This is a genomic window from Sphingobacterium siyangense, assembly GCF_007830445.1.
GTDB lineage: Bacteria > Bacteroidota > Bacteroidia > Sphingobacteriales > Sphingobacteriaceae > Sphingobacterium > Sphingobacterium siyangense.
This window is the reverse complement of record NZ_VLKR01000022.1, coordinates 49,532-61,984: the sequence shown is the minus strand read 5'-3', so window position 1 is coordinate 61,984 and position 12,453 is coordinate 49,532. Positions and strand designations below refer to the sequence as shown.

The window sequence follows — 12,453 nt, the reverse complement described above, 5'->3', positions numbered from 1 at the left end:
ATTGTATAGTAATATATAAAATAGAGGTTTATGAAAAAAATATTAGGGATTATTTGCCTATCCGTTGCTTTTGCTGCATGTCAAAATAATTCGGAAATCAAAGTAAATACGAGTTCAAATGACCAGCCTTTGACCTTGGATAGCATCCAAGCCAAGCATTTGCTCAGTTTGCCATTGCATTGCATCGAAGTGGAATATCCCAATAAGTTGGGGCAGGTACTCGGTAGTGATAGTGATCTAAAAGCACCGCGCACATTGCATCCAATTTTTTACGGTTGTTTTGACTGGCATTCATCTGTACACGGGTATTGGTCAATTGTACATATTTTGAAGGAATTTCCAAATTTGGACAGTTCGGGTGAAATTCGGCGCCAATTGAACCGAAATATTACGGCGGAAAATGTGGCCGTTGAATTAGATTTCTTTCAAGATAAGAACAATAAGAACTTTGAGCGCACGTATGGTTGGGCTTGGTTGTTGCAGCTGCAGAAGGAATTATTAACTTGGGACGACACAGATGCAAAACGCTGGGCTTCGAATCTTGAGCCCTTGGTAAAACACGTTGTAAAATCTTATCAAGAATATCTGCCCAAATTAGTCTATCCGATTAGGACAGGATATCACGATAATTCGGCATTTGGCCTTTCTCTGTCTCTGGACTATGCAAGAAGTACGGGAAATGTGACGTTTGAAAAATCATTAATGACGAATGCTTCTCGTTTATATAGTCAGGATAAGAACTGCAACATTTCTTTTGAGCCAAGTGGAAGCGACTTTCTTTCTCCTTGTCTTGAAGAAGCCCTCTGTATGAGTTTGGTGCTGCAACAGGAGGATTACCGTAAATGGTTAAAGGATTTTATGCCAGATCTGTTTAATCCCGATTTCAATTTAGAACCAGGTATCGTGAAAGATCGAACGGACGGACATTTGGTCCATCTGGATGGACTTAATTTTAGTCGCGCAAACTGTTTAAACGGTATCGCAAAAGCGCTGCCTGAGTTAAGTTACTTGCATAATTTGGCGAATAAACATTTAAAATACTCTTTGCCCAATATTACCACCAAGGATGATTATATGGGGTCACATTGGTTAGGCACATTTGCACTCTATGCATTATCAAAGCATTGATTCGGGGAGATTATCTTCTCCCCATTTATCCATTAGTGTTAATATTTCCTCGAGCGAACGGCCGAGCGCAGTTAATTCATATTCTACCTTTGGCGGGACTTGCTGATATACTATTCGAGTGATCAGATTGTCCTGCTCAAGTTCCTTTAATTTAGCAATCAGCATACGCTCTGATATGCCTACGAGCTTTTTCCGCAACTCACTATAGCGGAGTTTACCTTCATTTAGCAGATAGGAAAGAAAGTTGATTTTCCATCTGCCGCCTATGGTGGCTAAGGTAAATGCAATACCACAACGATCTTTCCAGTATAGCTCATTGATATGATTGGTTGAATTCTTGTTTATTTATGGCCGATAGCCACAAAATGAATGAATAATAGGTTAGAATATAAAAAACGTGATTTGTGCTAATTTAAGTCTGTTGATTTATACATATAAATCTTGTTTTTTATCTTATATCGCCTATTTATTGATTTAAATAAAGTTTTTGTCTTGTTTATTTAGCTGCCTGTTTTTTTTGCTAGGTTATAAAAAGGCTATAAAATTCAAGATTTGTGCTACTCTACAAGGTCAAACTTATAATAAATTTGATCCATCAATCCCATAAGGATGTGACATGCTATGTATAGGTATATAAGACATCTTTTAATGTTATTGCCCATTGTTTTTTTCTGTATGTTTATTACAGGTAAAATAAACAAGGATGTCTTTTCACATGCTGCCTATAAAAACGCGTCAAAACCGTCAATAGCTTCATCACAATCCCATTTCGATTTTTATCTCGGATCGATCGAAGAATGCTCATTCGAATTGAGTTATGATCAACATTTAGCATATGCCGTTCGGCTCTGTGCCTTGGGACTGATTCTGCCTATTTTCTTGCTATTTACGGATAAGAAGTCGTGGCATAGTTTTTATGAACTCCAAAATAAATATTTGTCTAACAGTCTGCCAGACAAGTGTATCCTATACCATTCCTTTAAAATTTTCGGTTAATCCCCTTTTTCTTTTGGTGAATATCATGGGTTGAGTCAATACACGACTATATAACCTATGTAACAAATCATTGCTTGAAGGAAGCAGTTTATCATCTGCTTTGCTATTAAATCATTTATATGAACACAACACTTTATGCATTAGCTATTACAGCTATTACGATCAGTTTTTTTCATACTGCATCGGGGCCAGACCATTATCTGCCCTTTATTGTATTGTCCAAATCGAAAAAATGGTCGTTGGGAAAAACTATATTATGGACAATTATATGTGGACTCGGACATGTTTTCAGTTCGGTCATACTGGGGATTATTGGCGTTTATCTTGGATGGCAACTCAATAAAATCAGCTGGTTACAGGACGTGCGTGGCAATGTTTCAAGTTGGGCACTATTTATTTTTGGACTTGGATATTTGATTTACGGGATCTGGAAAATGTCAAAGAAGCATTCCCATAAGCATTTTGATGTGATGGGTGATGAAGTTTATGTGCATGAACATACCCATGGGAAAAGTGCATCAGGGCATCATCACCATCATCAAAAGACAAAGGTAACGCCTTTGGTATTATTTGCAATTTTCGTCATGGGACCATCGGAACCATTGATACCTCTTTTATTTTTTTCAGGTGCACACCGCTCAATGACGGAGGTGATTACGCTGATTAGCACTTTTACCATTACGACAGTGGTAACCATGGTCGGAATGGTCTTGTTGGGAATTTATGGCTATAATTTGCTCGATACCGAAAAACTGGATCGATATGTACACGCCATTAGTGGTGCAGTCCTGTCAATTTGCGGTGCGGGGATGTTATTTCTGGGATGGTAATTTTTTTAAAATTATGAACAAACGTCAAAATATGAACAAACGTCAAATTACCTTTTTTATAGGCTTACTGGCTGCGACCCACAGTTATGCACAGCAACATGTGATTCAGGGAACTGTGAAAGATAAGGATAGTAAATAGCAATTAGAAGAAGTCAATATACGCTACCAACGTGGAATAAAGCATAGTCATACCGCATTGAATGGTGCTTTTTCCGTACAGCCGGGAACATTTCCGGACACCTTACTGTTGAGCCGGATAGGCTATCTCGATCAGATGTACATCCTAAAAGAAGCAAAGTCTCCCATTGAAATCGAGATGCAAAAAAACGAAGTGCAGTTGAGTCAAATTCAGGTGGATGCATTCAATAGCAGTAAAACATTGAGCAAAGTTGATTTAAGTAAGATTCCTGTTAATTCGGCGCAAGATCTATTACGGAAAGTTCCTGGGCTCTTTATAGCACAGCATGCCGGCGGTGGAAAGGCTGAGCAGATATTTTTGCGTGGATTTGATAATGACCATGGTACAGATATTGCCATTACTGCAGATGGTATCCCAGTTAATATGGTCTCTCATGCGCACGGTCAGGGATACGCAGATCTTCATTTTATTATTCCAGAAACGGTTAAAGATATTGATTTTGGCAAGGGGGCCTATTATGCAGACAAAGGTGATCTGAATACATCGGGTTATGTTAATTTTACAACCTTGGATCATTTGGATCATAATCTTTTTAAGGTTGAAGGGGGTTCTTTTGACTCCTGGCGTACGGTAGCCATGCTTAATCTGGTGAATAACCATGAGCAGAATAAGTATGCCTATGCTGCAGGTGAGTTCAATTATTCGAACGGTCCTTTTGACATCAAGCAAAATTTTAGTCGTGTCAATCTATTTGCGAAGTATAATCAGTGGATCGATGAGAAACATTATATCAATCTCCAGGGGTCCATATTCAGCTCGGGTTGGAATGCATCGGGTCAGATTCCGGAGCGGGCCGTTCGGCAGGGACTGATTAGCCGTTGGGGGTCGATCGATTCTACTGAAGGCGGAAATACATCCCGCATGAATTTAGCGATGCAATACCGTGCGCTGATCAGTGATCAGGAAAGCTGGGAAAGCAATGTTTACTTGTCGCGCTATAAATTTCAGTTGTTTTCCGATTTCACTTTTTTTCTGAAAGATCCCATTCATGGCGATGAGATAGAACAGGTTGATGATCGATACCTGTACGGGATTGAAAACAAATACAATCGCCAATTTCAGTTTGATCATAGTCAGCTTTCTTGGACATCGGGTTTTGGACTCCGAGTGGACGATATCAAAGATCTTCAACTGAACCATGTTTATCAGCGCGACGAATTATTGGATCGGCTTTCGCATATTTCGGGCGTAGAAATGAATCTGCATGCCTATAGCAATCTGGATTGGCGTATTGGTAAATGGACTATTAATCCTGCAATACGTGTCGATCATTTGATTTTCAACTTGCATGATAAGCTGAAAAGTGACCCCGCCGGACAAGAGGCTTCCGCGACAAGGATTAGTCCAAAGCTTAATTTTGGATATACGTTCAGTCATCGCGCACAATTATATTTGAAAACGGGTATGGGATTTCATTCCAATGATATCCGCGTGGTGATGGAACAACATGGAAAAGATATTATGCCCATTTCCTATGGTGCAGATCTTGGCTTGATCTGGAAGCCAACTGATAACCTCTTTATTCAGCCTGCTTTATGGGGGTTGTACCTTCAGCAAGAATTTGTGTATGTTGGGGATGAAGCTGTCGTAGAGCCTTCAGGGAAAACGAAACGTCTGGGGGCAGATTTGAGTTTACGCTATCAAGCTACCCCTTGGTTATATTTTGACGGCGACATAAATTATGCTTACGCGCGGGCGATTGACGAACCTAAAGTTGAAAACTATATCCCGCTGGTGCCTTCTTTAACAAGTACAGGAGGGGTATCTGTGAAGTTACCGCTTGGCATTTCGGCTAATTTGCGCTATCGTTATATGAATATAAAACCAGCGATAGAAGATAATTCGGTACGTGCTAAAGGTTATTTTGTCAATGACCTCCTGCTAAACTATGGCCTGGGAAAATGGAATTTTTTGGTGCAGATCCAAAACTTATTTGACACCAAGTGGAATGAAGCGCAGTTTGAGACCGAAACTCGATTAAGAAATGAACAGCAGTCCGTTTCTGAATTGCATTTCACTCCTGGAACACCTTTTATGGTAAAAGCGGGTCTGAGTTATAAATTCTAAAGACTGGGCGCGATGGTAGCTTTAAAATTTTCCTTTGTATCTTTAATAGGGATTATAACTCCTTGTAAATAATGATGTATTATGGAAAAGAGTAAGTTACTTCGAATGGATAATATGGGTATCGTGGTGGAGTCGTTGGACAACGCGATTTCGTTTTTTTCAGAACTTGGTTTATATCTGGAAGGGAGAGCACAGATTGAAGGTGAATGGGCAGGTAGAGTGACTGGTCTTGGTGCGCAGCATGTCGAGATCGCCATGATGGTGACACCAGATGGACATAGCCGATTGGAACTTTCAAGATTTATTGATCCTGCGATAATTGCAGATCACAGAAATGCTCCGGTCAATGCCTTGGGCTATTTGCGGGCAATGTTTACCGTTGAAGATCTAGATGATGTACTGCGGAGGCTAATTGGCAATCACGGCGCTGTCCTCGTAGGGGAGGTGGTACAATACGAAAATGCTTATCGCCTTTGTTATCTAAGAGGAGTAGAGGGATTATTGATTGGTTTAGCCCAACCTCTATAAGGTAAATGATTGAATCGAACCTTTGTGCGAAAAAAAGAAAATTTAAGAAATTTCTATGTTGTACAAAATAAATAGAAAACTAAGACGTTATTGATACAAATACTTTTCATAAAATAGGTTAATATATGGCTAAGACCCTAGAGTTCCCCGCTCTAGGGCTTTTTTGTAATTATACCTGTGGGAATAACGACGTTTAGCACAATCTGTTCGGATTGTGTTCTTGCCTGATTAATAAAGTGAAATTTATCTGCTTGATGAAAGCCATGGGGAAGGCCTAAGAATCTATTTTTTTAGACTCTATTTTCAATGATGAACTCGTCATTACGTTCATGACTGGTTTTACAATTTTGCCCAAACTGGATGTAATTTAGGCAATTTTTGAACATGTGGTCATTAGTACAATCAGACATAGGACGAGCAATATAATAACAGATGTGGTGTAAGGCGTTCTTCTCATAATACTTTTTTTTACTTAGTAGTTTACAAAAGCCGTGCCTTTATTTTTAGAACTTGCAGTGAGTCTGATTGTTGTAGCTTCGTGTCTACAGGGTAGCTGATATAATAAAGGGAATTATATGTTGGCAAAAGCTTTTACCGATGGCTTGTGCATCGATTTTGGGATTAATCGATCGGGCTACTATTGTTCCCCTGAAACGATGTTTTTTTTGACAGCTTATAGACGATCAGAATACCTAAAAGCATTACGATCGTATAGGCAATAAACGCGATGTTTTCAGACTGATGTTCACTGCCCTTTGCAACACTTTCTACCCATAACCCTGTGCTATTTTTAAACCCCAAAGCCCAATGGGTTAGGTTCCAGCCGAAGTGCAGTCCAATAGATAGTGCAATATTGCGGGTTCTTAGTACAGCAAGACCAAAAAGTACAGCTCCAAGTCCTGAACCCAGTACTGCCGCCTTTAGTGTAAAACCGGTAAATAAATGTTCTAAAATAAAAACAAGTACCATAATCGAAAAGGCTACAACAGTGCCGAGTTTATCTTTCAGGCGCCATAAGAAATAGGTTCTAAAAACCAACTCTTCCCGACAGGCGACGAAAAAGTAAAGAAGAATATGTATTGCCAATAATTTAGTGTCAATAAATGCCTGTTTCTTAAAAGATACTTCGGCAAAATTTGTTAGTATTATAACCATAAGGCCGACCATAACAATACCTAAGCATAAGCCAGCGCTAAAATTGAGCACACTCTTTTTGTTAAATCCTAACCCAATTTGAGAAAAACTAATTTTATCCCAAGCTTTAAACAGGTAAATTAAACCCAAGCTGAGGAATGTCGCGAGGCTGAGTGAAAGTAAATCGGAGAACATTGTTTGTTTGGTTATGCCTGCAGCGAAAGCAAACACCACGAGGGAGGCAAAGTAAAATAATATTACTTTCAAAAATACCATTTCTCTTTTCATGTCTTAATTGTTTAGCTCGATATGAATTTACGCTATTTTGGCTTAAATGAAAAAAATGCTGTGCTACTTGTTGATCTTAAAGTGCAGGTCTTGTTCCTGTAGGTAGGTTCTTTTGCCTGTAACGTATTTTGCGGCTTAAAACAGGTTGATTTATCGTTTGTTTTTTCTTATATTAGGCAATAAACCAATGAATTATGGCTATGGTCAATCTAAATAGGAGAAAATTTATTCAAGGAGCGGGGGCAGTTTTAACTTTATCAGCCTTAGAAGTTAAGGGGCTTTCATTTCGTGATGCGATTAAAAATTTTCGGGTCGGATTGATTGGTGCAGGTTGGTATGGGAAAAGTGATTTATTCCGTTTAATTCAGGTTCGGGATGTCGATGTCATTGCTATATGCGATGTCGACGACAATCAGCTGCAGGAAGCTGGGCGGCTGATTAGTGAGCGTCAAATTTCAAAAAAAGTTCCAAAACTGTATAAAGATTATAGGCAAATGCTCGCCAGTCATAAATTCGATCTAATTCTCATTGGAACACCAGATCACTGGCACGCCAGACAGGCTATTGATGCGATGCGTTCGGGTGCTCATCTCTATTTGCAGAAACCGATCAGTGTTGATGTGCTTGAGGGGGATGCTATATGGCGTGCGGCAAGAAAATATAACCGGAAAGTTCAAGTGGGAACACAACGGAGAAGTACAGCCCATCTCATTGATGCCAAGAAGCGAGTGATCGATAGTGGCTTACTTGGAAAGATTTCGCATGTGGAAATGTGCTGCTATTATCATATGCGAAAGAACGGCAATCCACCGATCGAGCCGGTTCCAGATTTCCTGGATTACGAACTTTGGACGGGTCCAGCACCTTTGCGGGCTTATGATGGTTTGCCTCATGGTGGCTGGTGGCGAACTTTTATGGCCTATGGGAATGGAATAACCGGGGATATGGGAATGCATATGTTTGATACTGTGCGTTGGCTTCTGCAGCTTAAATGGCCCAAAAGCGTGCATGCGAAAGGTGGCATTTATGTGCAAAAAGGAGGGAAATCGACGATCGCGGATACGCAGACAGCCTTATTTGAATACGAAGATCTTAATTGTGTCTGGCAGCATAGGACATGGGGGGCAGCAGCAGACCCTGAATACCCTTGGGCATTTGTGATATATGGTGACAAGGGTACCTTAAAGGGAAGTGTGATGAAATATGAATTTATTCCAATCGGAGAAGGCACGCCCATTCGACAGGATGTTATCTTAGAAAAGGAGAAGTTCCCCAAAGATTTGACGGAGCACCGAATCGAGTTGCATACAGCGCCTGCAACCAGACAACATATGCTTGACCTTTTATCGGCAATTGAAAATAATCATCTGCCTGTAGCTGATATTGAAGAGGGCTATATATCTACCGCAAGCTGCATTCTGGCAAACTTGTCGATGCAGTTGAATCGCCCCTTGATTTATGATCCAATACAAAAAATATGTGTCGATGATCCTGAAGCAACTCAATTACTGCAAAGACCGTATCGCAGTCCATGGCAACATCCTTAATAAGATAGGTCATGGGCGCTGAGAAAAGTTGAGGTCGGGAGTTATTCGGTATTGAACCGCAACGGTGCGGTTAATTGAACAAATATCAATATATTGGTATCAGATGGTCACAACATAGAAAAAGGAATATTATGCAGACGATATTGGGTGCCAATGGACAAATTGGAGAAGAACTGGCGCGCGAGCTAAAGCGAAATTTTACTTCTGCTATCCGCATTGTCAGTCGAAAAGCAAAAAAAGTAAATGATACTGACGAAGTTTTTTCTGCGGATCTATCGATCCGTGAACAGGCAATCGAGGCGGTGAAGGGGAGTGATATTGCCTATTTCACTTTAGGGCTTCCTATAAGTTCGGATCTATGGGAGGAACAGTTTCCAGCTATTCTTCGTCATGTGATTGATGCCTGTAAGATCAATGGTACTAAGCTTGTCTTTTTTGATAATACATATATGTATCCTCAAGAGGATCGTGTTTTGACGGAGGAAAGTACCTTTGCTCCTGTCGGAAGAAAGGGGAAAGTGAGGCGGAACATGGCAGAAATGGTACTTGCTGAGATAGCATCGGGCCAGCTTGAAGCCGTTATTTGTCGAGCACCTGAATTTTATGGTCCTGGCAAAACACAAAGCATTACCAATACCCTAATTTTTGATAACATCAAAGCGGATAAAAAACTGAAAGTGCCTTTATGTGTTGATAAAAAACGAAGTCTGATTTGGACTCCCGACGCAAGTCGAGCAACTGCACTTATCGGAAATACACCTGATGCCTATGGACAGACCTGGCATTTGCCCGTGGATAAAGCGCATCCCACTTACCGGGAGTTTATCAGAATGGCAGCAGATATTTACGGTAGGGAATTCAAATATACTGTAGTTCCCAAATTTATCTTTAAAATAGGGGCTCTGTTCAATAAGCGGTTAAAGGAGCTTTTGGAACTTCTTCCACGATACGAACACAATAATCTATTTGATGATTCAAAGTTTAGAAATAGATTTCCTGAATTTGAGGTTACTTCTTACGAGCAGGGAATCGATCAGATTAAACAGGACAAGTTTTAACTTATGCATAAATGAGAGCGCAAGCGACTTTGTTCACCTGGCAACAACCGCATCTGGTCATAATATTATGCTTGAGGAGCCAACTTTGGTCATCAGCGCTTTTTCACAGCTGCTGGGAAAACTGTAAGACAAGGAAACCGATCTTCAGCCTTGTGCTCTGAGATGAAGCAAAATACGTTGAATATCGGTTTCCTTTTATGATAAAGCTTTTTTTGAGGGGGAAGTGAATCAGTAATGGGCACGGAATAAGAAAGCCTACGCTGCATTTGTAAATTCTAAATTTCTACAGAATTCGTTCCGTTCTTTACGCGTTTAAAAAGACGCGTGCAAGATGAATACTAATTCGACGATAATCCATAATTATGCTAGGCTTAGAAAATCGTTGTTCTTTCTACCTATAATCCTGTTAGCTCTGCTCATTCTATTTCTATATTTTAATCATGCATTGAATGTATATGGCTATACCGTCATTCAGAAGAGTAGCTTTTTCGCGATAAATGCTTATTTGGGGCAATATCCAAATCTTGAGTCCAATTTTACACAGTTTGGAGACTGTTTAATCAGTCTCTCGCTTTTGAGTGTCTTTCTGCGCTATGGTCCTAAATTATGGGAGGCATTAATATCAGCATCTCTAATTTCTGCTTTCTTTTCGATCCTTTTAAAGGTACTATTTGCTGTGCCACGACCCGCAGCAGTATTTAATCATACTAGTTTTTTGATTACCGGTAAGATACTTCTGGGGAACAATAGCTTGCCTTCTGGCCATTCCATCACGATATTTACAACGTTGACCGTTATCATGTATGCTTTTATGCCGCAACGATTGAGTTATAAAATAATGTGGTTTTTAGGTTTAACATTTATTGGGTTGATGCTTGCTTTATCCCGCGTCGCATTGGGGGCACACTATCCTTTAGACGTGCTCAGTGGCTGTATTATAGGATATCTTTCGGGACTGTTCGGAATTTTTTTTAGCAGGGAATTTAAAATATGGAACTGGATCAACAACAAACGGTATTATCCAATTTTCATATTATTGTTCCTCGTTTTCAGTATTGTATTGATCAATAGAATAATTAATGATAATTTGCTAATATTTTATTTTACATTTATCTGCTTAATTAGTACACTTTATAAAATCATTACCGTTTATGCTAAAAAATAGCTTAAAATTAGTTCATTTTGTACTTTTCATGAGTGTGTTGAATTTTATATTCTTCCATTTTCCATTTTATACTTTTGTTTTTAATAATGTTGATTACAGGAGTTTTGGGGGTATTGTTCTGATCGGTAGCTTAATGGTTCTGATGCTGGTGATGAATGCTTTTGTACTTTATCTGTTTTTTTCGGCGTCACGTCGTTTCGGGAAATCCATACTTGTTTTGTTCTTTCTGATCAATTCAGTCGCCGTTTATTTTGTTAACACATATAGCGTTATTTTGGATGAAACAATGATCGGTAATATCTTGAATACCCGATATTCCGAGTCCAGCGGTTTCTTTTCCCTGAAACTGATCGTCTATCTCGTGTTTCTCGGTATTATTCCCAGTATCTTCATCATTAAAGCCAAAATAGTAAAGGATAAACCAAAGAAGTTTTTTATCACTTCCTCACTTTCGTTATTATTTATCGTTATTTTAATATTTGCCAATGCGACTAATTGGTTGTGGATCGATAAGAATTCGAAGACTTTGGGTGCACTTGCCATGCCTTGGTCTTATACCGTCAATATTTCGCGCTTTTGTATTCATGAACACCAAAAAAATAAGAAAGAGATTTTATTGCCGGATGCGACGATAACGGACCACAAAAAGACAGTAGTTGTACTTGTTATAGGTGAATCTGCTCGAAGAGATAATTTTTCGTTGTATGGCTATCAGAAGAATACAAACCCTCTGCTTTCCAAAACACCCAATCTTTATCATTTTGACGCAACTTCTTGCTCTACCTATACGACAGCTGGAGTAAAATGTATTTTGGAACATAAAAATACGGATGATTTGTACGAAATCCTGCCAAATTACCTCTATAGAAATGATGTCGATGTGATCTGGCGAACAAGTAATTGGGGAGAGCCACCTGTACATATTAAAGAATATGAAACGAATGATCAACTTGCTACAAACTGTAAAGGTGAAGGATGTGCTTACGATGAGGTACTTTTAACAGGTCTAAAGGAGCGGATATCATCCAGTAAAAAAGACAAGATTTTTGTTGTGCTCCACACAAGTACAAGCCATGGACCAACATATAGCAAGAAATATCCCGCTCAATTCGAGCAGTTTAAGCCGGTCTGCAATAGTGTTGAGTTAGGAAACTGTTCTAAAGAAGAATTGATAAATGCTTATGATAACACCGTTGTTTATACAGATTATATTTTGCATAATCTGATTGAGGATCTAAAGCAATTGAAGGAATATAACAGTGCCATGTTGTTCGTCTCGGATCATGGAGAATCACTGGGTGAAAATAATCTGTATATGCACGGATTGCCGATGAGCATTGCACCAAAAGAGCAATACGAGATTCCTTTTATCGTCTGGGTGTCTGATCATTCAAAACAGTTGAAACCAAATAAAACCTTGACCCAAAATCATGTATTTCATAGTGTGCTGAAATTTTTGGATATAAAGAGCCCTATCTATGACGAGAATATGGATATTTTCAAATAGCGAGCA

11 protein-coding genes are annotated in these 12,453 nt (G+C 39.3%); 9 read left to right on the top strand and 2 right to left on the bottom strand.

The window, feature by feature from the left end; all coding sequences use genetic code 11:
- Window positions 1-30: 30 nt before the first annotated feature.
- On the top strand, window positions 31-1,128 hold the full coding sequence (locus tag IQ31_RS18490; protein WP_145329126.1) for a DUF2891 domain-containing protein: 1,098 nt from the start codon (window positions 31-33) through the stop codon (window positions 1,126-1,128).
- Here IQ31_RS18490 and IQ31_RS18485 read toward each other — a convergent pair.
- The gene (locus IQ31_RS18485) at window positions 1,117-1,395 is read right to left on the bottom strand and encodes a winged helix-turn-helix transcriptional regulator (RefSeq protein ID WP_280176859.1); all 279 of its coding nucleotides are present in this window, start codon (window positions 1,393-1,395) and stop codon (window positions 1,117-1,119) included. The two genes, IQ31_RS18490 and IQ31_RS18485, sit on opposite strands and share 12 nt — an antisense overlap.
- 848 nt (window positions 1,396-2,243) lie before the next feature.
- Between IQ31_RS18485 and IQ31_RS18480 the strand changes: the two genes are divergently transcribed.
- The 4 genes from IQ31_RS18480 to IQ31_RS18470 all read left to right on the top strand — a co-directional run bounded on the left by IQ31_RS18480 (window position 2,244) and on the right by IQ31_RS18470 (window position 5,748).
- Window positions 2,244-2,954 (top strand): hypothetical protein, encoded by a 711-nt coding sequence (locus IQ31_RS18480; protein ID WP_145329122.1) that lies wholly within the window; start codon window positions 2,244-2,246, stop codon window positions 2,952-2,954.
- A 13-nt stretch (window positions 2,955-2,967) separates the two neighbouring features.
- Window positions 2,968-3,093, top strand: coding sequence for a hypothetical protein (locus IQ31_RS28090; RefSeq protein ID WP_280176858.1), 126 nt, complete (start codon window positions 2,968-2,970; stop codon window positions 3,091-3,093).
- Between the two features lie 57 nt (window positions 3,094-3,150).
- The gene (locus IQ31_RS18475; RefSeq protein WP_208734311.1) at window positions 3,151-5,220 is read left to right on the top strand and encodes a TonB-dependent receptor; all 2,070 of its coding nucleotides are present in this window, start codon (window positions 3,151-3,153) and stop codon (window positions 5,218-5,220) included.
- A gap of 81 nt (window positions 5,221-5,301) precedes the next feature.
- Window positions 5,302-5,748, top strand: coding sequence for a VOC family protein (locus tag IQ31_RS18470; RefSeq protein ID WP_088161445.1), 447 nt, complete (start codon window positions 5,302-5,304; stop codon window positions 5,746-5,748).
- 621 nt (window positions 5,749-6,369) lie between these two features.
- On the opposite strand, the gene IQ31_RS18465 is transcribed toward IQ31_RS18470, so the two are convergent.
- Window positions 6,370-7,170, bottom strand: a complete 801-nt coding sequence (locus tag IQ31_RS18465; protein ID WP_145329120.1) for a CPBP family intramembrane glutamic endopeptidase — start codon at window positions 7,168-7,170, stop codon at window positions 6,370-6,372.
- A gap of 194 nt (window positions 7,171-7,364) precedes the next feature.
- On the opposite strand from IQ31_RS18465, the gene IQ31_RS18460 reads away from it, so the two are divergent.
- The 4 genes from IQ31_RS18460 to eptA all read left to right on the top strand — a co-directional run bounded on the left by IQ31_RS18460 (window position 7,365) and on the right by eptA (window position 12,447).
- Window positions 7,365-8,717, top strand: a complete 1,353-nt coding sequence (locus tag IQ31_RS18460; protein ID WP_145329118.1) for a Gfo/Idh/MocA family protein — start codon at window positions 7,365-7,367, stop codon at window positions 8,715-8,717.
- Window positions 8,718-8,848: 131 nt separating this feature from the next.
- Entirely contained in the window at window positions 8,849-9,775 is a 927-nt protein-coding gene (locus IQ31_RS18455; protein ID WP_145329116.1) for an NAD-dependent epimerase/dehydratase family protein, read from the top strand.
- Window positions 9,776-10,106: 331 nt separating this feature from the next.
- Entirely contained in the window at window positions 10,107-10,940 is an 834-nt protein-coding gene (locus IQ31_RS18450) for a phosphatase PAP2 family protein (RefSeq protein ID WP_088161449.1), read from the top strand.
- Complete coding sequence (eptA, locus tag IQ31_RS18445; protein ID WP_145329114.1) at window positions 10,927-12,447, top strand: phosphoethanolamine--lipid A transferase EptA; 1,521 nt, start codon at window positions 10,927-10,929, stop codon at window positions 12,445-12,447. The genes IQ31_RS18450 and eptA overlap by 14 nt, the downstream gene beginning before the upstream one ends.
- The last annotated feature ends 6 nt before the right edge of the window (window positions 12,448-12,453 follow it).